Source organism: Bacillus cereus G9842 (genome assembly GCF_000021305.1).
GTDB lineage: Bacteria > Bacillota > Bacilli > Bacillales > Bacillaceae_G > Bacillus_A > Bacillus_A thuringiensis_S.
The window spans coordinates 5,311,878-5,336,273 of record NC_011772.1; the positions used below are offsets into that span (position 1 = coordinate 5,311,878).

The following is a 24,396-nucleotide window of genomic DNA, read 5'->3' on the forward strand; positions in this document are numbered from 1 at the left end:
AAAACGCATAACATTGTTTTAACCCACTACAAACAAGGAGTGTCAAAAATGACTCTTTCAATCGTTGTACCATGCTACAATGAAGAAAAGGTGCTTCGAGCCTTTTATTCAGAGACTTCTCTTGAAATTCATAAATTAACTACCGATTATGAATTTGTTTTTGTTAATGATGGTAGTAAAGATGATACATTAAATATTTTACGTGATTTAGCTAGTTCAGATTCATCGGTACACTATATATCGTTTAGTCGAAACTTCGGAAAAGAAGCTGCAATGTTAGCTGGCTTAAAATACGCTACAGGCGATGCCATTGTTATTATGGATGCTGACTTACAACACCCTCCTACGTTAATAAAAGAACTGTTAGAAGGATATAACGATGGCTACGACCAAGTCATTGCAAAAAGGACAAGAACTGGTGATTCACCCGTTCGCTCTTTCGTCTCTCGTCTTTACTATAAGGTGATGAATAAGTTTGTAGATATTGAATTAGTAGATGGTATTGGTGACTTTAGACTTTTAAGTCGAAGAGCAGTGGATTCATTAGTATCCTTAAGTGAGTACAACCGATTTTCAAAGGGCTTATTCTCTTGGATTGGTTATAACGAATTAATTATTGAATATGAAAATGTATTACGTTCTGATGGAGAAAGTAAATGGACCTTCTCGAAATTATTAAATTACGGAATTGATGGTGTAATTTCATTCAATAATAAACCGTTACGCCTATCTATATATCTTGGATTACTAACAACCATTTTTGGACTTTTATATGTAATCACTACGTTCGTTCAAATTATCCTTGGTGGTGTGGAAGTTCCTGGTTACTTTACTCTCATTTCCGCTATACTATTTATTGGCGGTATTCAACTCATATTCCTAGGTGTTATTGGTGAATATATCGGTCGTATTTATTATGAAACAAAACGTAGACCGCATTTTATTGTAGCTGAAAAGAAAGTTAGTGAAGTTAAACAAAAGGCATAACAAAAAAGTTACTTCTGTAGGTAGAAGTAACTTTTTTATATACTAACATTTACACACCCTTTTTTTGCATAGATATAATCATTTCTTTTAGCCCATTATAATACGAAGTTTTTGGTATATCCCCGATATACCTCTCATATTTCTCCCCGCTTAATACAACTGGTTTTTCCGTCAAATATAGCATTTCCATAAATTCTTTCATCTGCTTATCAAACAAACCAATAAACTGGATCATTCCTCTTTTTACAGTTATTAATCGTTTCGTATATCCCGTTAATTCCCGTATGTGTTGAATCATTTCCTCACCTGTAATAACACCATAACCTGGTATGTTCCAATTTTGTCCATAGGCCTCATCATGTAAAGCTAATTCAACCATTGCTTTTGCACCATCTGGTGTAAAAATATATTCACGGGCAATCTTTTTATCTCCAACAAAGCTAGACATTTTATTTGCAAGTATTCCCTTTAATGTATGATGAACAAGTGTGCTTTCTGCATTTGGACCATAAAAGTCTGGGAAATGAGCAATAAACATTCGTACATTAGCTTGTTTTGCCATCTCTTCAAGTTGTAAACGAATCTTCCCTTTCTTTGTGTGTGGTCTTTTTTTAGCCTCTTCTTTTACAAGCCCTTCCCCTTGCCTTCCATACGCATAAATATTATCAACTATCCCTAGTTTGATACCGTAATGTTTCGATACCTCTAATATGTTTATTAATAATTTCTCTTGCTGTTTCTCCCAATCTGAATACGGAATATTTACAACATGAAATATAATATCAACATCTTTAGCAGCATTCATTATATCCTCTTTTACAAATACATCGCCGGCTACAACTTCTACATGTTTGTTCCCAGAAAATAATGCACCTAATCTCTCCTTATTTCTTGCAAAAGCAACCACATGAATCCCTCGGCCACATAATTCGTTTACAATTGCATAACCCATTGAACCAGAAGCACCTAATACTAAAGCCTTTTTCATTATAAATCCCCTCCTAAATTAATTAACCACTGTTCAATTAATATTAAAAAGAAAATCACTTACATAAGAAGCGATTTTGAAATAAACTCTACATGTACCTTAGCCAAACCTTGTAGTTCTTCAAACGTTTGGCCACTTCTGCAATAATGTGCTACAAATCCATGTAATGATAAAAAAACAGACCATATTATCATCGCATTTAATTCCCCATCACATAAAAAAGAAATAACCTTCGCAAATTTTTCATAACTAATATTAGGACTATTTGCCAAACACTCTTTTAATTCGGCATCTTTAATTAAAAACATAATTTCATAATGACTCTGATTTCTTAGACCAAATTCAATAAAACCGAATAAAACTGCTCTTAGTTGCTCTTCTCTCGATAACTTTTGATTACAAATTTCATCTAACTTTTTGTTTAATAATTGAAAATCCTGTTCCACCATTGCGTAAAATAGCTCTGCTTTGTTTTTAAAATGATAATAAATCGAACCATGGCTATATCCAAGTTCTGTTGCAATTTTGCGCATTGAAGTATGTTGATATCCTTGTGCTATAAATAGCTCCCTAGCTACATTCATAATCATTTCTCTTGTTAGTTCTTGTTTAACTGCTTTCCTTGGCGACATATTTCATACCTCACACATATAATTAACCACTGTTCAATTATATTATATATTTTCAGAAAATTAATGCAACCCTTTTTTTGAAAAAATATACATTTTGAAATGATGGCATTATATGAAAGAATTTAGTATCATGATTCAAGGTACTATTTCAAGTTGGACGGAGGATACTATGAGCTTATTAACAGTTGAAAAATTAGGACATACATTTGGCGATCGTACATTATTTAAAGATGTATCTATGCGATTATTAGCAGGTGAGCACGTTGGATTAGTTGGTGCAAACGGTGTTGGTAAATCAACATTTATGAATATCATTACTGGTCAGCTTATTCATGACGAAGGTCGTGTAGAATGGACACCAGGCACACATTACGGTTACTTAGATCAGCATACGGTTTTAACGCCTGGACGTACAATTCGTGACGTACTAGCGGATGCATTTTTACCGTTATTCGAAAAGGAAACAGCTTTAAATGAAGTTACAGAAAAAATGGGAACTGCTACACCAGAAGAACTAGAAGAACTTCTTGAGCAAATGGCAGAAATACAAGATGCACTTGAAGCAGGTGGTTTCTATTTACTAGATATGAAAATTGAAGAGGCTGCACGTGGTCTTGGAATTGATGCTATTGGTTTAGATCGTGATGTTTCAGCACTAAGTGGTGGACAACGTACAAAAGTATTGCTTGCAAAGCTATTACTTGAACAACCAGAAGTGTTATTGCTTGATGAACCTACTAACTATTTAGACGTTGAACATATTCATTGGTTAACAACTTATTTAAAAGAATACCCACATGCATTCTTATTGATTTCTCATGATACGGAATTTATGAACAAATGTGTTGATGTTATTTTCCATCTAGAATTCACAAAAATGACACGCTATACAGCGACATATGAAAAATTCCTAGAACTAGCAGAAATCAATAAAAATCAACATATAAACGCTTATGAAAAGCAGCGCGAGTTTATCAAAAAGCAAGAAGACTTCATTGCAAAGAACAAGGCTCGTTATTCAACGACAGGTCGTGCAAAGAGTCGTCAAAAACAACTTGATCGCATGGAACTTATTGATCGTCCGGAAACAGCAATCAAACCTGAATTCTCATTTAAAGAAAGTCGTGCAAGTAGTCGCTTCGTCTTTGAAGGTGAAAATGTAGAAATCGGATATACACATCCGCTACTACCAAAGTTATCAATGACAATTGAGCGTGGTGAAAAAATTGCTATTGTTGGATGTAATGGTGTTGGTAAATCAACGCTACTAAAAACAATCTTAGGTAAAATTAAACCTTTAAACGGTAAAACAAGTCTTGGTGACTTCTTAGAGCCTGCATACTTTGAGCAAGAAGTTAAAGCTGATAATATAACACCAATTGATGATGTATGGAATACATTCCCTGGCCTAGACCAGCATCAAATTCGTGCGATGTTAGCGAAATGCGGATTAAAAAATGAACATATTTCTCGTCCATTAAGTCAATTAAGTGGTGGAGAACAAGCAAAAGTTCGTTTATGTAAGCTAATGGGTGAAGAAAGTAACTGGCTACTATTTGATGAGCCGACAAACCATCTTGATGTTACAGCAAAAGAAGAACTTAAGAAGGCTATGAAAGCATATAAAGGAACAATTCTCCTTGTATGTCACGAACCGGAATTCTATGAAGATTGGATCACAAAGGTTTGGGATGTAGAAAAATGGTCTCAAAATAGTAAGTAATCTTTAATAAAAAACTCCTTGTGTAGACAAGGAGTTTTTTATTAAGAATTTTTTATATTGTAGTATCCTATAAGGCGTAAGCGAAATTCTTTTAATTCCGGATAAACCTCTAAATTTGCTAACATACCTCTAATTACCGGAATTCTTGGATTAAGCAATCGCATTTCCGCCTCTAAAACATCTAATGTTACTAGCAGCTCATCGTCCTCTAATTGATCAGCTAGAGTACGCTTAAATCCAATAATTTCTTTTAAAAAATGCTCTTTAACCTGTTCCTTAATGAGCTCTGATTTACAAAGAAATTCTCCAAGCTTTTCTTCGTGTAAAATAGGTTCTTCCGAAGATTCTACCAAGCCATCTACTAAATTATCTACTCTTTTTAAAATAAAAGCAGAGATGTAAGATAAATCAATTTCTGTTGCTTGTAAAATAATTAATTCTAAATACCCACGGCATATGCCTTCCACCATAATTACTAAATCCAATAAATATGGCATAATCTTTTCATCATAAATGGACAATAAACTATTTCGATAAAATGCATGAGACTCTAACTTCATCCGCATCATAAATTCTTCCACTTCTTTATTAAACGGAATCGCATTTTCTCTCGCATGCATAATAATAAACTCTTTATGCTTTTGTATATCATTAAACTGACAATGTAATTGTTTTGCAAATTTTTCACGTGGTAACAAAGACTCTTGCTCAATATCCAGCATTTTCTTTTGAATTTTGTCATAATAATATCGAAGTGTCGCTAATAAAAGCTCATCTTTTGATTTAAAATATAAGTAAAAAGCTCCCTTAGATATACCACTAGCTGTCACAATTTCCTGCACTGATGTCGCATTTACACCCTTAGTAGCAAATAACTTCATAGCCGATTCTATAATTAAACGCTCTTTTTCTTTCATATCTTCTCTCCTAAATTTAATCTCGCATCTTATTATGGATTTATTATACCATCTCTTTTTATTGACGATTGACCAACTGGTCAGTTATATTATGTATTAGACTGACCAGTTGGTCAATATAATACAAAGGGAGCGCAAACATGAACAAAATCATCAATTTCTCGTTAAAAAATAAGTTCGCAGTTTGGCTACTAACCATTATTGTTACGATTGCGGGAATTTACTCTGGCCTCAATATGAAGCTGGAAACAATTCCTGATATTACAACACCGATTGTGACAGTAACTACGGTCTATCCTGGTGCTACACCAGAAGAAGTAGCCGATAAAGTTTCAAAGCCGATGGAAGAACAACTACAAAATTTAAGTGGTGTTAACGTTGTTAGCTCATCATCTTTTCAAAACGCATCTTCTATTCAAGTAGAATACGATTTTGATAAAAATATGGAAAAAGCAGAAACAGAAATTAAAGAAGCTCTCACAAATGTAAAGCTCCCTGACGGTGTTAAAGACCCTAAGGTTTCACGAGTAAACTTCAATGCTTTTCCTGTTATTTCGTTAAGCGTAGCAAGCAAGAATGAATCTTTAGCTACCTTAACTGAAAATGTAGAGAAAAATATTGTACCGGGCTTAAAAGGACTTGATGGTGTTGCATCTGTTCAAATTGCAGGCCAACAAGTAGATGAAGTACAGCTCGTCTTCAAGAAAGATAAAATGAAAGAACTAGGACTAAGTGAAGATACTGTAAAAAATGTAATTAAAGGATCGGATGTATCTTTACCACTTGGCCTATATACGTTTAAAGACACGGAAAAATCAGTTGTTGTAGATGGCAATATTACAACGATTAAAGCATTAAAAGAACTCAAAATCCCAGCTATACCTTCATCACCTAACGGTCAAGGTAGTCAAAATGCTGGCGCTGGTGCACAAACGCCGCAAATGAATCCAGCTGCTATGAACGGAATTCCAACAGTTACATTAGACGAAATTGCTGAAATTAAAGAAGTTGGGAAAGCAGAATCCATTTCTCGAACAAATGGAAAAGAAGCAATTGGAATTCAAATTGTGAAGGCCTCTGATGCAAATACAGTTGATGTTGTAAATGCAGTAAAAGATAAAGTAAAAGATCTTGAGAAAAAATATAAAGATTTAGAGATCATTTCAACATTCGACCAAGGTGCACCTATTGAAAAGTCAGTTGAAACAATGCTAAGCAAAGCAATTTTCGGTGCTATCTTTGCGATTGTTATTATTATGCTGTTCCTACGAAATATTCGAACAACGTTAATCTCTGTCGTTTCAATACCACTTTCGTTATTAATTGCTGTTTTAGTCATAAAGCAAATGGATATTACGCTTAACATTATGACGCTTGGAGCAATGACAGTTGCTATAGGCCGTGTTGTTGATGACTCAATTGTTGTTATTGAAAATATTTACCGACGTATGTCGTTATCAGAAGAGAAATTGCGCGGAAGAGATTTAATTCGTGAAGCTACGAAAGAAATGTTTATTCCGATTATGTCTTCTACCATTGTGACAATCGCTGTATTCTTACCGCTAGGACTTGTAAAAGGTATGATTGGTGAAATGTTCTTACCATTCGCCTTAACTATTGTCTTCGCTTTATTAGCATCGTTACTAGTGGCTGTTACAATCGTACCAATGCTTGCCCATTCCTTATTTAAGAAAGAAAGCACGAGGGAAAAAGAGGTACATCATGAAGAGAAACCAAGCAAATTAGCAAATGGGTATAAACGTATACTTGAATGGGCTTTAAATCACAAAATTATTACATCTAGTATTGCTGTCCTTCTATTAGTTGGTAGTCTCGCACTTGTACCGGTTATCGGTGTAAGTTTCTTACCTTCTGAAGAAGAAAAAATGATTATCGCAACATACAAACCTGAACCAGGTCAAACATTAGAAGACGTTGAAAAAATTGCAACGAAAGCTGAGAAGCACTTCCAAGATAATAAAGACGTGAAAACAATTCAGTTCTCATTAGGTGGAGAGAATCCAATGAGCCCTGGTCAAACAAATCAAGCTATGTTCTTCGTTCAATATGATAACGACACGAAAAACTTCGAAAAAGAAAAAGAAGAAGTCGTGAAAGATTTACAAAAAATGTCTGGAAAAGGTGAATGGAAAAACCAAGACTTCGGAGCAAGTGGCGGTAGTAACGAAATTAAACTATACGTTTACGGAGATAGCTCAGAAGACATTAAGCCTGTCGTAAAAGATATTCAAAATATCATGAAGAAAAATAAAGACTTAAAAGATATAGATTCTAGTATTGCAAAAACATATGCAGAGTACACTTTAGTCGCAGATCAAGAAAAGCTGAGTAAAATGGGCTTAACGGCTGCTCAAATTGGAATGGGACTTTCTAATCAACATGATCGCCCTGTTCTGACAACAATTAAAAAAGACGGTAAAGATATCAATGTATATGTAGAAGCTGAAAAACAAAATTATGAAACAATCGATGACTTAACAAATCGCAAAATTACAACACCACTTGGTAATGAAGTAGCTGTAAAAGATGTTATGACTGTAAAAGAAGGTGAAACATCGAATACAGTAACACACCGAGATGGCCGTGTTTATGCAGAGGTTAGTGCAAAATTAACATCTGATGACGTTTCAAAAGCATCTGCTGCAGTCCAAAAAGAAGTAGATAAAATGGATCTTCCTTCTGGTGTAGATGTTTCTATGGGCGGTGTTACTAAAGATATTCAAGAATCATTCAAGCAACTTGGCCTAGCGATGTTAGCTGCGATTGCCATTGTATACTTCGTTCTTGTCGTTACATTTGGCGGTGCCCTTGCACCATTCGCAATTTTATTCTCGCTACCATTCACAATTATTGGGGCCCTTGTTGCCTTATTAATCTCTGGTGAAACATTAAGTGTATCTGCAATGATTGGGGCGCTTATGTTAATCGGTATCGTTGTAACAAACGCAATCGTGCTTATCGACCGCGTTATTCATAAAGAAAATGAAGGTTTATCAACACGTGAAGCTTTATTAGAAGCTGGTGCAACACGCTTGCGTCCAATTTTAATGACTGCAATTGCAACAATCGGAGCTCTTATCCCGCTTGCATTAGGATTTGAAGGTAGCGGCTTAATTTCTAAAGGACTTGGTGTAACAGTAATTGGTGGATTAACAAGTTCAACGTTATTAACACTTCTTATTGTTCCAATTGTTTATGAAGTATTAAGCAAATTTAAAAAGAAAAAAACAAAATAGCAAAAAAATAACCTCGCTAACTGCGAGGTTATTTTTTATTTCCAAACAAGATTAAGAAATCGCCATAACCTTCTTTCTCTAATTCCTCTTTTGGAATAAATCTAAGAGCTGCGGAATTAATGCAGTAACGAAGCCCATTCGGTCCTGGACCGTCTGGAAATACATGCCCAAGATGCGAATCTCCCTCTTTACTTCTCACTTCTGTACGTGTCATATTATGACTCACATCCATCTTTTCTTTCACACTTGCTGACATAACTGGTTTTGTAAAACTAGGCCATCCACATCCACTATCAAATTTGTCTAGAGAAGTAAACAGCGGCTCACCTGAAACGATGTCTACATAAAGACCTTCCTCTTTATGGTTCCAATACTCATTTCGAAATGGTGGTTCTGTACCATTTTCCTGTGTTACATAAAACTGCATCTCATTGAGTTTTTCTTTTAAATGAGCATTATCCTTTGGCCAATGTTGCTTAATAAAAGCATCTCGTCCTGAGCCTTTACGATATAACTCATAGCGGAATGTGTTTTTCTTATGATATCCTTGGTGATATTCTTCAGCTGGATAAAATGTAGCTGCTGGTAGTATTTTTGTCGCAATTGGTTTTGAAAAGCGTCCACTCTGCTCAAGCTCTTCTTTTGAGGCCTCAGCTTTTTTATGTTGTTCTTCATTATGATAAAAAATCACCGTTTCATAAGACTGCCCGCGGTCGTGGAATTGTCCCCCAATATCAGTCGGATCAATTTGTCTCCAATATATATTTAACAATTCCTCATACGGCATTTTATTTGCATCAAATGTAATTTGTACTGCTTCATAATGTCCTGTTGTTTCTGAGCACACTTCTTTATACGTTGGGTCCTCTTTATGACCGCCTGTATAACCTGAAACAACCTGTATAATTCCCTCCATCTCTTCAAATGGAGAAACCATACACCAGAAACACCCTCCAGCAAATGTAGCCAATTCTACCTTTTCATTTACAGCCATTACTTCACCCCTATTCTATATTCTCCTTACAGTATGGCATAAGAAACATAATGTTATAAAAGAAAAAGCATCGAACATCGATGCTTTTTCTCTACTTCACTTTATTTTGTTCCAACATCCTTCTCAATTTCATCACTTGTCACGTCTAAAACATCTAGTAAGAAAATGAAGATTGGAATACCGATAATCAGTCCCCATACACCTAAGAAGTGCTCTGAGAAAATTAATACCATAAAAGTATAGAAAATCGGTAAATTTGTTTTTTGCGACATAAACTTCGGATTTAATACGTAACTTTCAAGCGCATGAATCACTGTTACGATAACTAAAATATAAACAACGTACATAATACCGCCAATATTGTAAGCAATCATACAAAGTGGGAATAACGAAATGATAACCCCCGCTACTGGAATTAATCCAAGCAAGAAAATCATTAATGCTAAACCTAATAATTGCGGGAATCCTAATATCCATAGTGCAATCACGGATAAAACACAGTTAACAACTGCAATTAAAAATTGTGCTTCGATTACTTTTCCGAATGAACGTGCAAATTTCTTACCGAAGTACTCAATTTCAGTATAGAAAATTGCAAGCCTGCTTTCTTTAAACTTTGCAGTAAAACCAACAATACGAGATTTTTCTAGTAAGAAAAACAAACTCAAAATTAAAGAAAGTAAAACTTGAAGACCAAATTTACCAACATTCGTAATTGATTTATACAAAATGTCTACGCCTTGTCCTACATATTTAGAAAGCTCCATATGATTGACAGCATTAACTGCATACTTAATTAGTTCACTATCTGGTGGGTTTCTTAAAAATACATTGAATTGGTAAATCAATTGTGAAATTTGTATCGTTAATACTGGTAAATATTTAAATAGCGTAATAGCAATTCCACCAATTAACATTACATATAGAAATGCTATAATAATTTTTCGATTAATAGGCATGAAATGATCTAATTTGCGGGAAATAAACTTTTGGAATCGATCCATTAAATACGTGAGAATAAACGTAATTAATATTAAATTCAACATACTTTGCAGCCCGTATAACACGAGAGCAAGTATTACTAATACGAGTAACCTCTGAAATCCTTTGCTTTGAAACAGGTTTTTTATTTGCATAATCGACGAATACTCTCTCCTGTCCTATAAACTAAAACGTTAATAAGTAGATTTCTCTCTTTTCTACTTTTAAATTATTCATTCATATTAAGATTTTTATAAACTCATTATATGCCTATCTTAACAGGTATATAGTAGATTACTTCTTATTTTACAATACAATGACCTAATTCAAAACGTATTCTACATAGTATTAATGAAGATTTAAGGAAACTTACATTTTTTTAAATAGGTCTTACCACTACTGTAACATAAAAAGCAAGCTATCAGTAGAAATCTGTCCTACAAATAGCTTGCTTTTCTTATTTTTTAAGTAAGTTTTACTATCCAATGAATGGCATAAACATTGGGATGACAACTACTGTTACAACCCCAACTACCGTTACAGCAATACTTGCCATCGCTGCCTCTACCTCACCCATTTCAATTCCTACTGCAACTCCTAATGCATGGCCCGCTGTTCCAAGTGCTAAACCTTTTGCAATCGGATGCTTAACTCTAAATGTTTTTAAGAATAATGCCCCTAATGCGTATACGATAACTGCGTTGAAAATAACTGCAAACGATGTAATTGCTGGAATACCACCAATACTTTCTGAGATTGGTAACGCAATTGCTGTTGTTGCTGCTTGTGGTAGCATTGAATTCATTACTGCTGTATCTAAACCGATTGCTTTTGCAACAATGAACACGACAATTACTGAGCAAATAGATCCCACCACGATAGCCGATAAAATTTGCCACCAATATTTTTTCAACTTATCCACTTGCTTGTATAGTGGGATAGCGAATGCAATTGTTGCTGGTTCTAAGAAGAAACTAATCATTTTTCCGCCAGTATTATATTCTTCAAAAGTAAAGTTACCTACCTTTAGAAAGACAATCCCTAATACCATCGCTACAAATAATGGTGTAAATAAGAAGAATCCTTTTGAATGCTTGAATAATAACGTTCCGATCCCGTATGCGATTAATGAAACGACGATTCCGAAATATGGAGTCATTGTGCTTGCCATATTCATTACCTCCTAACAATATATAAATGCAATGGTTACGCAACCTTTCCGTGCTTGCGTCCTTTATTTACTACTTTCAATTCTTTTGTATCTTCTGTTTCTTTTTCATCTTTTCCTAAAATAAATTGTGCAAATAATCCTGTTACAGCTAGTAAAATAACTGTTGCTACAACAATTACAGTTAAAATTTGTACAAAATATTGTCCCATTACACCAAGAGAATTAATAACTGAAATACCTGATGGGACGAAAAGGAATCCGATAATACCTGTTAAAGCTGTTCCAAGTGATTCAACTTGCTCCAATTTAATAACTTTTAAACATAATAGACTAAATAAAATAACTAACCCGATTACCGATGAAGGCATCGGAATTGGTAAATGTGTTGCAATAATATTAGAAATTAACATAATAGCTGAGAATATGAATGCTTGTGATAAGAAACTGTATACTTTTTTCGTACTCATTTTGGCCACCTCTTTCGATTTGGTACCTTTATTGTATAAGATGTAAGTAACGAGGTAAGCGTTTACATAACAGAACGTCAAATATACAGAATCAGTTACAAATATAAAAGGATGAAATACAAAAGCTGCTTCTTAAATACGAAGCAGCTTCTTGAGTTCTTTGGCATATGTACGGCTAACAGGTACTTTCGATCCTTCTTTCATGATTAAATTATAAGTAGAATTGAACCATGGCTGAATTTCAGTAATATGATTAATATTTGCAATAAAGCTACGATGGACGCGCATGAAGTTTGCTTGTGGTAACTTCTTCTCTAAAATTACAAGTGTATCATGTGTTACATATGTTTCCCTCATTGTTTTTACTGTTACTTTCCCATCTACAAGCCCTACATATATAATATCTTCAATATTCACAAGTACGATTGATTCTTCAATTGGTAATGCTAATTTATGCATCTCTGCTGTTACATCTGTCCCCTTTATTTCGTGCTTCGTTTCTATTTGCGCTTGTTTTTGTTTTTTATACTTCTTTAATGTTTGCACAATACGCTCTTCATCAAATGGTTTTAAAATGTAGTCTAACGCATCTACTTCAAATGCTTGCAACGCATATTGATCATAGGCAGTAGCAAATACAATTGCAGGTGGATTTTTCATCTTCTTTAATATATTCGCGATTTCAAATCCGTTATCATCGGATAATTGAATATCTAAAAATACAATATCTGGTCTACATTGCATTAGTTCTTCTAATGCGTCTTCCACACAATCAGCCTCACCAACTATCTCAACTTCTTTCGTTCTCTCTAATAAATACTTTAGTTCATCACGTGCTAACATTTCATCGTCAACTACTAATACTTTTAACACCTGGCTCTTCCTCCCCTACTTTTTTTGGAATAATAAAGGTAATCTCCGTCCCTTTATTTAATTCACTTTCGATATGAAGCATCATTTCTTTCCCAAATAACCCAATAAGACGTTCATTAATATTATATAAAGCTGTTCCAGTCCCTTTCTTTGAAGAAACTACCATCTTTCCTAATTGTTCTAAACGTTCTTCCTCAATTCCCTGTCCATTATCTTTTACTTCAAAGTGAACCATACCCTCTTTTTCAAAAACATGCACTTCCACTTCACACACTGGTTGCTTCTTCGGAAAAGCATGTCGCAATGCATTTTCAACCAATAGTTGAAGAACAAATGGTGGTACTAAAGTTGTCTTTAGCTCATCCTCAATATACATCTTTACCTCATACTTATTTGGGAACCTTGCTTGTTCTAGTGATAAGTATGCCTGTACATGGTTTAATTCTTGTTCCAGTGGAATCAATAACTGACGTGCTCCTTGCAAATTACAACGGAAATACACGCTAAGCTGTAATAATAACTTCCTTGCTTTTTCTACATCTGTTCGGCATAAAGCTGATACTGTATTAATCGCATTAAATAAAAAGTGCGGGTTAATTTGCGCTTGTAATGCTTTTATCTCCGCATCTTGAAGTAATTTACTTTGCAACTCAGCTTCTCCTAACTCTAACTGCGTGGAGAATATTTTTGCTAACCCTTCTGCTAATTCTTCTTCAACGCGACTTAACTGGTTAGAATTTTTGAAATACAGTTTTAATGTCCCTATCGTATTTCCATGTGAAGTTAGTGGAATAACAATAGCGGCTTGTAAGGGACAGCCTTCATGTTGGCAATTAATAACCTCACGTGATTTCGCCTTCATTATTTGCCCTGTATGTAAAACTTCTTTTGATAAACCAGTTATTAAACTATGTGAAGGAATATGGTGATCTGATGCTAATCCAACGTGCGCTAATATTTTCTCTGTATCTGTTAAAGATACCGCATCTGTTCCTGTAAAGCGGTGAATAATTTGTGCCACATGCTTACACGATTCTTCTGTTAAGCCTTGACGAAAATACGGTAACGTTTTATCAGCAATACGCAATACTTTATGAGTCTGAAGTGCTTTTGCATTCTCCTCCTGACGCAAAATAGCTTGTATCATAGAAAGTAAAATAAAACTTCCAAAACTATTTACAAGAATCATCGGTATCGCTATTGTTTTCACAACGCTAATTCCATCCTCTATAATTAATAAAATCATAAGCATTTCTAAAGATACGATAAAAATACTTAAAACTGCTGAAAACTTAGGAGTAATTGTACGGTTATATTTTTTGAAAATATATCCGATATAACCAGTTATAATCCCCGCTAAAATAGAAGAGATTGCGCAACTTAGCGCTGTCGTACCACCAAGCATATAACGATGAATACCAGCAATAAACCCTACTCCAATCCCTACGATAGGGCCACCAAGTAAGCCGCTAATACCAACACCCATAATACGCGTATTCGCAATTGTACTTGACGAAGAAACACCTTGTAACCAATTTTCATTCATAATTGTATTTCCCGCTATTTCAATCCCAGTGTAATTGCTTACAATTGTAAATACCGAAAAAATACAAATAAGCTTAAGCTTATCTACATAGCCATCCTGTTTATGAAGGAGGCGCCTGAAAGTTTTAATATGAGAGAGTAAAAATCCTAAAATAACTATAAGTCCGACTCGTTCAATCATCATGAGTACTAAATTTAGCATCTTTGATTCATTCCTTTTTATTTAGTTAGTTTTATTATGGGAAAATAATGAAGCCGACGTCAAGAAGAACGAAATGTTTTTTGAAATATTTCACACATAATAACTTCCTCTTTATTTGACAATCCAATAGAAGAGTGCTAAAAATAAAGTAATATAATACAGTCCTTTAACCCAACCCCGTGAGGTTGAGAAGGAAGTCGGAATACAATATACGTATGTTCTTTTTTGGGGATACGTATGCTTTTTTGGCCTTCTCATCATATCAGGTGAGAAGGCCTTTTGTTATTCTTCCATAGCGACTGTAGAAAATAAGGAGGAGTAATAATGAACGTCACTACTGATGTACAACAAACAACAGAGGAGACGAAAGCGAAAAGGTATAAAACATTATTTGGTTCTGCGCTAGGATATGCAGCAGAAGGTTTAGATATGTTGCTATTATCTTTCGTACTTGTCTATATTTTAAAAGAGTTTCACTTAAGTCCTGTTGAAGGTGGAAACTTAACATTAGCTACCACAATAGGGATGTTAATTGGTTCTTATTTATTTGGATTTATTGCTGATTTATTTGGCCGTATTCGTACAATGGCCTTCACAATCTTACTGTTTTCACTAGCAACCGCACTCATTTATTTCGCAACAGACTACTGGCAATTATTAATTCTTCGCTTTTTAGTTGGAGTGGGAGTTGGTGGTGAATTCGGAATCGGAATGGCCATTGTAACAGAAACATGGTCTAAAGAAATGCGCGCTAAAGCGACATCTGTTGTTGCACTTGGATGGCAATTTGGTGTACTGATTGCTTCACTCCTTCCAGCATTTATTGTCCCACACTTTGGATGGAGAGCCGTTTTCTTATTTGGATTAATTCCAGCTTTACTAGCTGTCTATGTCCGTAAAAGTTTAAGTGAACCGAAAATATGGGAGCAAAAACAACGCTACAAAAAGGAACTATTGCAAAAAGAAGCTACAGGTAAATTAACAACTACTGAAGCAGAACAACTAAAACATATAAAAAAATTCCCACTTCGAAAATTATTTGCCAATAAAAAAGTAACAATCACAACAATCGGTCTTATTATTATGTCGTTTATCCAGAACTTCGGATATTACGGCATCTTCACATGGATGCCAACTATTTTAGCAAATAAATATAACTATACATTAGCAAAAGCGAGTGGCTGGATGTTCATTTCTACCATCGGTATGCTAATTGGAATTGCAATCTTTGGTATTCTGGCTGATAAAATTGGTCGTCGTAAAACTTTTGCAATTTATTATATTGGTGGTACAGTATACTGTCTCATTTACTTCTTCTTATTCACAGATTCAACATTATTATTATGGGGAAGTGCATTGCTTGGATTCTTTGCAAATGGAATGATGGGAGGGTTTGGGGCAATTTTAGCTGAAAACTACCCTGCTGAAGCTCGCTCTACCGCAGAAAACTTTATTTTCGGTACAGGACGTGGGTTAGCTGGATTTGGGCCTGTTATTATCGGCTTACTCGCTACAGGCGGCAACCTGCTTGGAGCATTGTCCTTGATTTTTATCATCTATCCAATCGGGTTAATTACAATGCTAATATGTGTACCAGAAACAAAGGGAAAAGTATTAGATTAAACGTAAAAGAGGAAGCATCTTATTTAAGATGCTTCCTCTTTTACGTTTTTATTTATTTTGATTTACTAGCCTTCTGAAATAAGAATGCAGTTTTATCTTCTTCTTTTACAATACCTTGTTTTAATGCTAATTCTCCCGCAACTTTAGGCGCTAACCATAGCATTGGGAATAATAAAATTGATACCGGAACTGCCGTCACTACGATAAACGATTGTAGCGCATTAATACTTCCTTCACCCATATATAAAAGAATTGCTGCAACTGCTCCCATAATAAGCGACCAAAAAATTCGCAAACTAATTCTAGGATCTCCGTCTCCAGTCACTGCCATTGAAATGGAATACGCCATTGAATCTCCTGTTGTCACTACAAATAAAATTGTTAATAAAAGAAATGCTGGTCCAATAATATTAGAAAGTGGCAATTGCCCTGTAATTGCAATCATAGCTGCCGGCATACCAGATTCACTTAATGCGTCCGAGATAGAACCAGGATTCATTAACTCATAAAACACACCTGATCCACCTAATATAGTAAACCAAAACGTTGTAATAATAGGTGCGATAATTCCAATTGCAACGATGATTTCTCGAATCGTTCTCCCTCTTGAAATTCGACTCACTAAAATTGCCATCATTGGTCCGTATCCAATAAACCATCCCCAGAAAAAGATTGTCCAAGATCCTAACCAACTTGTATCACCACGGTATGTGCTCATCGGTATAAACTCACTTACATAAAATCCAAACGAAGAAACAAACGAATCAATAATAAATCCACCTGGCCCAAATAGTAATATGAATGCCATTAACAAAATTGCTAATCTAACATTTAAATTACTTATAATTTGAATCCCTTTATCAATACCTGTTACTGCCGATATGGTAGACACGGCCACTACACAAACAATAATTGCCAATTGAGTAGTAAACACATCAGAAATTCCAAATAATTCTTGTAATCCATAACTTGCTTGTAAACCTAAAAATCCAATGGGGCCAATTGTACCTGCAGCTACTGCAATAATTGCAGCTGCATCAATTATCGTTCCAAGCAGGCTCTTTCTTAATTTTTCCCCAAAAATAGGATATAAAAGCGTTCGAGGTTTTAGCGGCATACCTTTATGATAATGTCCATACATCATAACTACCGCACTAATTGTACCTAAAATCGTCCATGCTAAAAATCCCCAATGCATATAACTTTGTGCTAAAGCAGGCATGACTGCTTCTTTCGTTCCAGCAGATATACCATCATGTATTGGTGGCACCGTCATCAAATGGTACATTGGCTCTGCTGCTGCCCAAAAAACGCCACCTCCGGCAAGTAATGTAGACATAATAATAGCAAGCCATTTTGCCGTACTAATCTCAGGTTTTTCTAATCCCCCAAGTTTAACTCTCCCATATTTGGAGAACGCCATACACATCGCAACAATAAATGTACCTAATAATAAAACTTGCCAGAAGGCACCAAAATATTTAATTGAAAAAGCGAAACTGTTATTAATCGCACTCTCTACATAATCCTTGTTCAAAAAAACTGCAATTACAAATAATAAAAGTGAACCACCGCTAATAATAAATACAGGCCAATCAGTTTTTCGACTCTTCATCCTCATTTACAATTCCTCCTTCCTCAGCAATCTAAAAAAACAACTTTATTATGTTTTATTGTTTAAACCCAAAACACAATAATTATATATGCATAACATTTTATCGACTTCCCACATACTTATGTTGTCCCTAAAAATATGCCAAATCCCTTATTAAAAAGAAAAAATCTCTTTCTCTTACATAAAAAAGCAAAACAAAAGACCTTATATTTCTATAAGGTCTTCGAAACAGAAATTTGATTATAACATAAGGAACTCCTTGGTTCAAAAATCCTCTTCCAAAAATAACCGAGAGTAAAGGCTTCCATTTGCTACATAACAGTAATTAAAAAAATTATATTTTGCAGAAAAAACTGCACTAAATATTATTTATGAAAGAAATTTGGCTTCAAAATTTCATTCGGATACGGTTTGTGATAAATATGAGTGGTAGCTGGAGATAATGGTGGAATAAGCCACACCCAATTACCTGTTACAACACGACCACAAGCAGCTTCTTGCTTCTCAAATTGCTGAAATTGTTGTGCAGCAGTATGATGATCAACAATACTAACTCCTTGTTTTTTAAAAGAGTGTAGTACGGCAATATTCAACTCAATTAGCGCCTTATCCTTCCATAACGTACCGTTTCTCGATGTATCTAAATCCATCATCTCCGCAACAGCCGGAAGTAAATTATAACGATCATGATCCGCTAAGTTGCGCGCCCCAATTTCTGTTCCCATATACCATCCATTGAACGGAGCAGCTGTATAAGAAATACCGCCAATTTCTAAGCACATATCCGAGATCATTGGAACCCCATACCATTTTGCTCCAAGTGATGAAATAGGGTATTCTGGGTGTTCAATTGGCACTTCTTTTACTTCTTTCCTCGGAATTTCTTTATATGTAGGCGCCTTCCCGTTTATAGAAAACACAAGTGGCAATACATCGAAATTCGTACCTTCTCCTTGCCAGCCAAGCTCCTGACAAAAGTCCGTAAATGTAGCGGAATGAGAGTCACCGATCACTCCCATTTCTGTTTTATATCCTGCATATCGAATCAATTGGTGATTATAAATTCGTATATTATTTTCCTCACCTTGATATTGCTTAAAAATCGTAATGGTTGGTTTAACTTTCCCGTCGTTCGTTGCATATTTAATATGATGAATTAATGCATTATATACACCCTCTTCATCATTTACTTCGCGCGCATCTAATATGTGCATCTTACTCCAAAATAGTCTTCCAATACATCTATTACTGTTACGCCATGCCATTCGTGAACCATGAACAAGTTCTTCAAATGTATGCTCATATGTCCCTGTCTTCTCTACCTCAATTTGAATTTCTTTTATACGTTCTTCTATCAATTGTTCTTTATGAAGCTCTTTATAACAAATCGTAATAAAATTACTTGCTTCCTCTATTAATTGTTTCGTTTCACTCATAAACAATCTCCTTCTATTTCAACAAAACCCTGATACTTTACAGTATAAGCAAAAAGGATAGGAGTCACAAATGAAAGCGAGAGTGTTACTTTTATTGTAATATTTTTCAGAAAATTAACGAACTTACTATTGACTTCCATAGAAAATGAGTGTATTTTTGACTCAGGTAAAGTTTTTTTACCTAGACCAACTTTTGAATAGAAAGGAGGGAATGTTATGTCTTCATTTCAATTGCCAAAGCTTTCATATGACTATGATGAACTAGAGCCACATATCGATAGCAATACACTTTCCATTCATCATGGAAAGCACCATGCGACATACGTAAACAATTTAAATGCTACTTTAGAAAATTATACTGAATTACATAATAAATCTTTAGAAGAATTGCTATGTAATTTAGATGCTTTACCGAAGGAAATTGTTACAGCTGTACGAAATAACGGTGGTGGTCACTATTGTCATAGTCTTTTTTGGGAAGTGATGAGCCCACGAGGTGGCGGTGAGCCTAATGGAGACGTTGCAAAAGTAATTGATTATTATTTCAATACCTTTGACAACTTAAAAGATCAACTTTCCAAAGCAGCTATTAGTCGTTTTGGAAGTGGCTATGGATGGCTTGTTCTTGACGGTGAGGAACTCTCTGTTATGAGTACACCAAATCAAGATACGCCTTTGCAAGAAGGAAAAATCCCCTTACTCGTAATTGATGTATGGGAACATGCTTATTATTTAAAGTATCAAAATCGGCGCCCCGAGTTTGTTACCAACTGGTGGCATACAGTAAACTGGGACCAAGTAAACGAGAAGTATTTACAAGCAATTCAATCGCAAAAACATTAGTCGTACGTATAAGGTAAATTTGGTAATGTAAAATCAGTATTGTCGAAATCCTCCAGAATCCCCCGGATTGCCACCGGGGGATTTATGATTACTTCATTGTATTTATATAATGTTTTAAAACATTTTTTATTTCTATTTTCAGCTCTCGGAACAAAAATCCAAATTCACGAGCCTTTCCATTATGTAACGTACAGTTAGTTACCTCATTATAAGGAGCTATATTTTCCCCAGCTTCCTGGATAAGTGCTTTTATTCCCGTCTTCTCTTCTATGAAATGAATAATTTCTTCCGTAGAAACTGCCCCGTTACTACAGGCGTTAATTGGTCCTTTCACATTTTCCATTCCGCACCAAGCTAGAAACTCTCCTGCCTCTTTTTCATGTATAAATGACAAATTTCCATCTACATGATCCACAACGATAGGGTTTTGGTTCACAACACATTCAACGTAAAATTGTAACCTTTTCGTATAATCATTTTCTCCAATAACAACTGGAAAACGCACTGCAACGACTGGGAATGTTGCATATTGAAATAAAACCGCTTCGGCTAATCGCTTTCCTTCACTATAATTAAAATCATTCCTATCTCCATATGTAATTGCATATTCGTATGGATTAAAGTCCTCTTCTAACAAGCTTAATGCAGGTTCATAGACAGCCATTGAAGATGTCATAATATACTTCTTCGTTTTTCCTTTCAAAACTTCACATACCATTTTCGCTGCATTTGAACTATAGCATAAATTATCGTATACAATATCATAACTTTTTCCTTCTAGACGCTCTTCTAGTAGTTTTCCATCTTCTCTATCGACAATTATTCTTTTTACTGCGTTACCAAAAGAATCTTCAGTAACTCCCCTCGTGGCAATTGTTACATCGTGTCCAGCTTGCAAAAGGTACTCTACTAAATGTTTACCAAAAAATCTTGTTCCTCCTAGCACCAACACTTTCTTCAATTTCATCATCCCCATTTTTGCAATTTATAAAATACTACTTCTTTTATTATAAAAGGCTACTATAAAAAAAAGCATGAAATCAGTTTAACGATTCCATGCTTTTATGCAGATAATATATTAACGGACTCTATATTTAAAAATACAATAACAAAAGTACAAAATAGAAATTACTGATACATAAACCCATAGTTCATATACAAATCCCTCTCCCCACACTCCCATAAAATAAAATAGTGAAGGTAAAGTCAATGTTACCCATGATTGTACGAAGGCGATTCGTCCGAGATATTGATTAATATTCTTTTTTTGTGTATTTAGCACAAAGAATAAGTACCAAAGTAATGCCCACATAAACCATGTTAACGCATTAACAACATCATGAAATTGAACAAATGAAACAACCATATAGAATAAGGCTATAATTGCTACCCAAATACAAAACCATCCTAGACCACTACTATCCATTCCCTTTATAAAAGTAACACCTACATATAAATAGGTTAATCCAAATAAGAAAGTAGCCGCATATGAATACACTGTCCAATTGCTTTGGTCAGAAATCATGATCAAATAAAACGGAATAATAATTTGTAGTGCACCCACAAATAAATTAAAAACACCCGCACTTTTCATCTCTGCTTTCCCTAATATAACAAGACTATTTAAAAATAAAGCTGCCCCTGAAAGTAATAATCCTACATAACCCATATATACTCGTGTGAAAATCTTTACCTTTCACACTTTTAACCTCCCCACACTATAAAGTGATACTTATATTATTTTTCTTCCCATTTAAAACTACATACATAATTTTTCATCTGTATAAGTCAGACCTCCTACCTTAAAAAGGAGCGAACTTAAAACGCTTTCAATAATAAATAATCCTATCAAAACATGAACTAGGATTCCTTGATTATAAACGGACTCTAGCGATGATACAAGTGTTGGAATACATTTCAATAATACGCTTTCAATTTCCATAAAAAATGAATAAAATAATACATTCCTCTATCTCATTCTACTACCTTCTAGCATAAGATATTGTAAAATCCTATCATTTTAAGAAAGGTTTGATATTTATGCCTCTTCATTATCCAAATCATTCTGTTTTTCACTCTACAGGTGTATTAACAAGAGAACCTGCAACTATTTCAGCGGTCATAAACATTGTAAATTTAGATGCATATTACGCTCACTATGTAAATATAGAAGTGTGGGATTGGTCTAATTATTCTAATCCTGTAAAGTTACCTGTATTAATTGGTGAAAATGCAGAAGTAGAATTCCCATATGTTTTACAAGGCAATCATCTCGCAGTCTTTTATGCTAATTTAGATGAAACTATTGATTTGTATGAAATACGTATTTCTTATCCCGCTCACTCCAATATTATTGCAAATTGTTTCGGACGAAGTCTCCCACCATATACAAGTCAAGAGGGAAACACAGTATATCACAAACAACTTGTTCGAATTCATTAATTCCTCCTATTATGTAATAGGTGGTGGTCCGTAATACATTCTTTCTTATGAGAAAATTGTATTACGGACCTAAAACGCGATAGTAACCCTTAACAGTTTTTGATTGTTTCAAATCCTCAATTTTGTATAAGGAATAGGCTTGAATCAAAACCTTTAATTTCTTTTAATAAATTTACATATGCTCGCTGAAATTGCTCTTGTGTTGCTGGCTGATCATAAAATAAAACTTTAATCAGTTGGGGTTTTACAGGCAGTTGATCCCTCATCTATATCCTTTCCGATAATTTTCCTTATTTATAACAATACCTTTGTAGCACTTTTCAATCTTTATTCACTTACTACTAGGCTATATTAAATACACTTTCGTTCTAAGACGAGAAATAGAGCGCATACTTAATAATCAATACCTTTACTAATATTGAAAGTATCGATTCCTACACGTGTTGCCAGTCAAATATTCCTATAAAACAGGGAACGTTCTTTTCTAGGTTAGGTAATAAACTTAATAAAAAATGAATATAAAAAATGACCTCTTGCTTTTAAGCAAAGGTCATTTTTTTATTCATCATTAAACTTCTAAATAGCCATTTTTATTATTTGATTGCCATTTCCAAGAATCTGCACACATCTCTTCTAATCCGCGTGTTGCCTCCCAGCCTAATTCACGCTTTGCTTTCGATGCATCAGCAAAACATACTGCCACATCACCTGGGCGACGCTCTGTGATTTTATAAGGAACTTTCTTGCCCGAAACTTTTTCAAATGCTTCAACCATCTCTAGTACACTATAGCCCATGCCTGTGCCCAGGTTATAAGCATCTACTCCTGTTGTACTCATTACTTTCTCAAGCGCCTTTACGTGACCATTTGCTAAGTCCACAACATGGATGTAATCACGGACTCCTGTTCCATCTTTCGTTGGATAGTCATTTCCGAATACACTTAATTCTTTTAACTTACCTACTGCTACTTGCGTTACATATGGCATTAAGTTATTTGGGATTCCATTTGGATCTTCTCCGATACGCCCACTTTCGTGTGCACCAAATGGATTGAAATAGCGAAGTAATGCGATACCCCATTCTGCATCTGCAAATGCTACATCACGCATAATTTGCTCAATCATTAATTTCGTTTGACCATATGGATTTGTTGCACTTAATGGAAACTCCTCCGTAATCGGTGACGTTTCCGGGATACCATATACAGTTGCAGATGAACTAAAGATCATCTTCTTTACATTATGTTTCTGCATTACTTCACATAGCACTAACGTGCTTGTAATGTTGTTATGATAATATGTTAATGGAATCGCTACTGACTCCCCTACAGCTTTAAATCCTGCAAAGTGAATAACTGCTTCAATTACATTTTCTTCAAAAATTGCGTCAAGCGCTTCGCGATTTAAAACATCTTCTTTATAAAACTTAAATTGTTTTCCTGTTATTTCTTTCACTCGATTTATGGATTCTACCGAGCTATTCGAAAGATTATCCACTACTATAACTTCGTAACCGCTATTTAGTAATTCTACACATGTATGACTACCAATATATCCTGCTCCACCTGTTACAAGTATTGCCATAATTATAGTCCTCCATATTTCATTCATTATAAACTTCTCAAAGTATATCACATATTTCTTATCCTATGTTTAACATGCGAACACAGAAACTTACATTTTATCCCATAATAATTTT

Annotated in this window: 20 protein-coding genes; 6 read left to right on the forward strand and 14 right to left on the reverse strand. The window is 34.7% G+C overall.

Translation table 11 applies throughout. The annotated features are described in order from the left end of the window. Nucleotides 1–48: 48 nt before the first annotated feature. Nucleotides 49–987 (forward strand): glycosyltransferase family 2 protein, encoded by a 939-nt coding sequence (locus BCG9842_RS26880; protein WP_000175828.1) that lies wholly within the window; start codon nucleotides 49–51, stop codon nucleotides 985–987. 49 nt (nucleotides 988–1,036) lie between these two features. Here the strand turns inward: BCG9842_RS26880 and BCG9842_RS26885 are convergent, their stop codons facing one another. Both BCG9842_RS26885 and BCG9842_RS26890 read right to left on the reverse strand, forming a co-directional pair. After that, on the reverse strand, nucleotides 1,037–1,975 hold the full coding sequence (locus BCG9842_RS26885) for an NAD-dependent epimerase/dehydratase family protein (protein ID WP_000709950.1): 939 nt from the start codon (nucleotides 1,973–1,975) through the stop codon (nucleotides 1,037–1,039). A 59-nt stretch (nucleotides 1,976–2,034) separates the two neighbouring features. Continuing rightward, nucleotides 2,035–2,607, reverse strand: a complete 573-nt coding sequence (locus BCG9842_RS26890; RefSeq protein ID WP_000074951.1) for a TetR/AcrR family transcriptional regulator — start codon at nucleotides 2,605–2,607, stop codon at nucleotides 2,035–2,037. Nucleotides 2,608–2,776: 169 nt separating this feature from the next. On the opposite strand from BCG9842_RS26890, the gene BCG9842_RS26895 reads away from it, so the two are divergent. Further along, a complete protein-coding gene (locus BCG9842_RS26895; protein WP_002083531.1) occupies nucleotides 2,777–4,330 on the forward strand; it encodes an ABC-F family ATP-binding cassette domain-containing protein in 1,554 nt (517 codons plus the stop codon). Nucleotides 4,331–4,371: 41 nt separating this feature from the next. Here the strand turns inward: BCG9842_RS26895 and BCG9842_RS26900 are convergent, their stop codons facing one another. Beyond that, nucleotides 4,372–5,247: a TetR/AcrR family transcriptional regulator gene (locus tag BCG9842_RS26900; RefSeq protein ID WP_000659637.1), complete on the reverse strand. Its 876-nt coding sequence runs from the start codon at nucleotides 5,245–5,247 to the stop codon at nucleotides 4,372–4,374. A gap of 140 nt (nucleotides 5,248–5,387) precedes the next feature. Between BCG9842_RS26900 and BCG9842_RS26905 the strand changes: the two genes are divergently transcribed. Continuing rightward, nucleotides 5,388–8,504 (forward strand): efflux RND transporter permease subunit, encoded by a 3,117-nt coding sequence (locus tag BCG9842_RS26905; protein ID WP_001033480.1) that lies wholly within the window; start codon nucleotides 5,388–5,390, stop codon nucleotides 8,502–8,504. Nucleotides 8,505–8,532: 28 nt separating this feature from the next. Here BCG9842_RS26905 and msrB read toward each other — a convergent pair whose 3' ends face one another. The 6 genes from msrB to lytS form a co-directional block, all read right to left on the reverse strand. After that, a complete protein-coding gene (gene msrB, locus BCG9842_RS26910; RefSeq protein WP_000290179.1) occupies nucleotides 8,533–9,498 on the reverse strand; it encodes a peptide-methionine (R)-S-oxide reductase MsrB in 966 nt (321 codons plus the stop codon). Nucleotides 9,499–9,599: 101 nt separating this feature from the next. Then, complete coding sequence (locus tag BCG9842_RS26915; RefSeq protein ID WP_001166009.1) at nucleotides 9,600–10,634, reverse strand: AI-2E family transporter; 1,035 nt, start codon at nucleotides 10,632–10,634, stop codon at nucleotides 9,600–9,602. A gap of 323 nt (nucleotides 10,635–10,957) precedes the next feature. Continuing rightward, nucleotides 10,958–11,650, reverse strand: coding sequence for an antiholin-like protein LrgB (gene lrgB / locus BCG9842_RS26920; RefSeq protein ID WP_000168869.1), 693 nt, complete (start codon nucleotides 11,648–11,650; stop codon nucleotides 10,958–10,960). A gap of 35 nt (nucleotides 11,651–11,685) precedes the next feature. Further along, the gene (gene lrgA, locus BCG9842_RS26925) at nucleotides 11,686–12,117 is read right to left on the reverse strand and encodes an antiholin-like murein hydrolase modulator LrgA (protein WP_000104901.1); all 432 of its coding nucleotides are present in this window, start codon (nucleotides 12,115–12,117) and stop codon (nucleotides 11,686–11,688) included. 132 nt (nucleotides 12,118–12,249) lie between these two features. After that, nucleotides 12,250–12,990: a LytR/AlgR family response regulator transcription factor gene (locus BCG9842_RS26930; RefSeq protein WP_000921846.1), complete on the reverse strand. Its 741-nt coding sequence runs from the start codon at nucleotides 12,988–12,990 to the stop codon at nucleotides 12,250–12,252. Continuing rightward, the gene (gene lytS, locus BCG9842_RS26935) at nucleotides 12,968–14,737 is read right to left on the reverse strand and encodes a two-component system sensor histidine kinase LytS (protein ID WP_000933557.1); all 1,770 of its coding nucleotides are present in this window, start codon (nucleotides 14,735–14,737) and stop codon (nucleotides 12,968–12,970) included. Before lytS ends, BCG9842_RS26930 begins: the two co-directional genes overlap by 23 nt. 324 nt (nucleotides 14,738–15,061) lie before the next feature. Between lytS and BCG9842_RS26940 the strand changes: the two genes are divergently transcribed. Beyond that, nucleotides 15,062–16,360 carry an MFS transporter gene (locus tag BCG9842_RS26940; RefSeq protein ID WP_001103416.1) on the forward strand — a complete coding sequence of 433 codons (1,299 nt, stop codon included), beginning with the start codon at nucleotides 15,062–15,064 and terminating at the stop codon, nucleotides 16,358–16,360. Nucleotides 16,361–16,412: 52 nt separating this feature from the next. Here the strand turns inward: BCG9842_RS26940 and BCG9842_RS26945 are convergent, their stop codons facing one another. Both BCG9842_RS26945 and BCG9842_RS26950 read right to left on the reverse strand, forming a co-directional pair. Next, nucleotides 16,413–17,981, reverse strand: coding sequence for a BCCT family transporter (locus BCG9842_RS26945; protein ID WP_001242450.1), 1,569 nt, complete (start codon nucleotides 17,979–17,981; stop codon nucleotides 16,413–16,415). A gap of 359 nt (nucleotides 17,982–18,340) precedes the next feature. Next, nucleotides 18,341–19,411, reverse strand: coding sequence for a nitric oxide synthase oxygenase (locus BCG9842_RS26950; RefSeq protein ID WP_000005086.1), 1,071 nt, complete (start codon nucleotides 19,409–19,411; stop codon nucleotides 18,341–18,343). 216 nt (nucleotides 19,412–19,627) lie between these two features. Here BCG9842_RS26950 and sodA point away from each other — a divergent pair, with 216 nt between their 5' ends. After that, the gene (sodA, locus tag BCG9842_RS26955) at nucleotides 19,628–20,254 is read left to right on the forward strand and encodes a superoxide dismutase [Mn] (protein ID WP_000094037.1); all 627 of its coding nucleotides are present in this window, start codon (nucleotides 19,628–19,630) and stop codon (nucleotides 20,252–20,254) included. Nucleotides 20,255–20,342: 88 nt separating this feature from the next. Here sodA and BCG9842_RS26960 read toward each other — a convergent pair whose 3' ends face one another. Together BCG9842_RS26960 and BCG9842_RS26965 are read right to left on the reverse strand one after the other, a co-directional pair. Then, the gene (locus BCG9842_RS26960; protein WP_015945943.1) at nucleotides 20,343–21,230 is read right to left on the reverse strand and encodes an NAD-dependent epimerase/dehydratase family protein; all 888 of its coding nucleotides are present in this window, start codon (nucleotides 21,228–21,230) and stop codon (nucleotides 20,343–20,345) included. Nucleotides 21,231–21,332: 102 nt separating this feature from the next. Next, nucleotides 21,333–21,923 carry an AmiS/UreI family transporter gene (locus BCG9842_RS26965; RefSeq protein ID WP_000542567.1) on the reverse strand — a complete coding sequence of 197 codons (591 nt, stop codon included), beginning with the start codon at nucleotides 21,921–21,923 and terminating at the stop codon, nucleotides 21,333–21,335. A gap of 371 nt (nucleotides 21,924–22,294) precedes the next feature. Between BCG9842_RS26965 and BCG9842_RS26970 the strand changes: the two genes are divergently transcribed. Then, a complete protein-coding gene (locus tag BCG9842_RS26970) occupies nucleotides 22,295–22,696 on the forward strand; it encodes a hypothetical protein (RefSeq protein ID WP_001128270.1) in 402 nt (133 codons plus the stop codon). A gap of 568 nt (nucleotides 22,697–23,264) precedes the next feature. On the opposite strand, the gene galE is transcribed toward BCG9842_RS26970, so the two are convergent. Continuing rightward, nucleotides 23,265–24,281 (reverse strand): UDP-glucose 4-epimerase GalE, encoded by a 1,017-nt coding sequence (gene galE / locus BCG9842_RS26975; protein WP_000996551.1) that lies wholly within the window; start codon nucleotides 24,279–24,281, stop codon nucleotides 23,265–23,267. Between the last annotated feature and the right edge of the window lie 115 nt (nucleotides 24,282–24,396).

Coding starts and splice junctions, on each gene's coding strand:
- BCG9842_RS26880 (WP_000175828.1), top strand. CDS start 49: ATGACTCTTTCAATCGTTGTACCATGCTACAATGAAGAAAAGGTGCTT.
- BCG9842_RS26885 (WP_000709950.1), bottom strand. CDS start 1,975: ATGAAAAAGGCTTTAGTATTAGGTGCTTCTGGTTCAATGGGTTATGCA.
- BCG9842_RS26890 (WP_000074951.1), bottom strand. CDS start 2,607: ATGTCGCCAAGGAAAGCAGTTAAACAAGAACTAACAAGAGAAATGATT.
- BCG9842_RS26895 (WP_002083531.1), top strand. CDS start 2,777: ATGAGCTTATTAACAGTTGAAAAATTAGGACATACATTTGGCGATCGT.
- BCG9842_RS26900 (WP_000659637.1), bottom strand. CDS start 5,247: ATGAAAGAAAAAGAGCGTTTAATTATAGAATCGGCTATGAAGTTATTT.
- BCG9842_RS26905 (WP_001033480.1), top strand. CDS start 5,388: ATGAACAAAATCATCAATTTCTCGTTAAAAAATAAGTTCGCAGTTTGG.
- msrB (WP_000290179.1), bottom strand. CDS start 9,498: ATGGCTGTAAATGAAAAGGTAGAATTGGCTACATTTGCTGGAGGGTGT.
- BCG9842_RS26915 (WP_001166009.1), bottom strand. CDS start 10,634: ATGCAAATAAAAAACCTGTTTCAAAGCAAAGGATTTCAGAGGTTACTC.
- lrgB (WP_000168869.1), bottom strand. CDS start 11,650: ATGGCAAGCACAATGACTCCATATTTCGGAATCGTCGTTTCATTAATC.
- lrgA (WP_000104901.1), bottom strand. CDS start 12,117: ATGAGTACGAAAAAAGTATACAGTTTCTTATCACAAGCATTCATATTC.
- lytS (WP_000933557.1), bottom strand. CDS start 14,737: ATGCTAAATTTAGTACTCATGATGATTGAACGAGTCGGACTTATAGTT.
- BCG9842_RS26940 (WP_001103416.1), top strand. CDS start 15,062: ATGAACGTCACTACTGATGTACAACAAACAACAGAGGAGACGAAAGCG.
- BCG9842_RS26945 (WP_001242450.1), bottom strand. CDS start 17,981: ATGAGGATGAAGAGTCGAAAAACTGATTGGCCTGTATTTATTATTAGC.
- BCG9842_RS26950 (WP_000005086.1), bottom strand. CDS start 19,411: ATGAGTGAAACGAAACAATTAATAGAGGAAGCAAGTAATTTTATTACG.
- sodA (WP_000094037.1), top strand. CDS start 19,628: ATGTCTTCATTTCAATTGCCAAAGCTTTCATATGACTATGATGAACTA.
- BCG9842_RS26960 (WP_015945943.1), bottom strand. CDS start 21,230: ATGGGGATGATGAAATTGAAGAAAGTGTTGGTGCTAGGAGGAACAAGA.
- BCG9842_RS26965 (WP_000542567.1), bottom strand. CDS start 21,923: ATGGGTTATGTAGGATTATTACTTTCAGGGGCAGCTTTATTTTTAAAT.
- BCG9842_RS26970 (WP_001128270.1), top strand. CDS start 22,295: ATGCCTCTTCATTATCCAAATCATTCTGTTTTTCACTCTACAGGTGTA.
- galE (WP_000996551.1), bottom strand. CDS start 24,281: ATGGCAATACTTGTAACAGGTGGAGCAGGATATATTGGTAGTCATACA.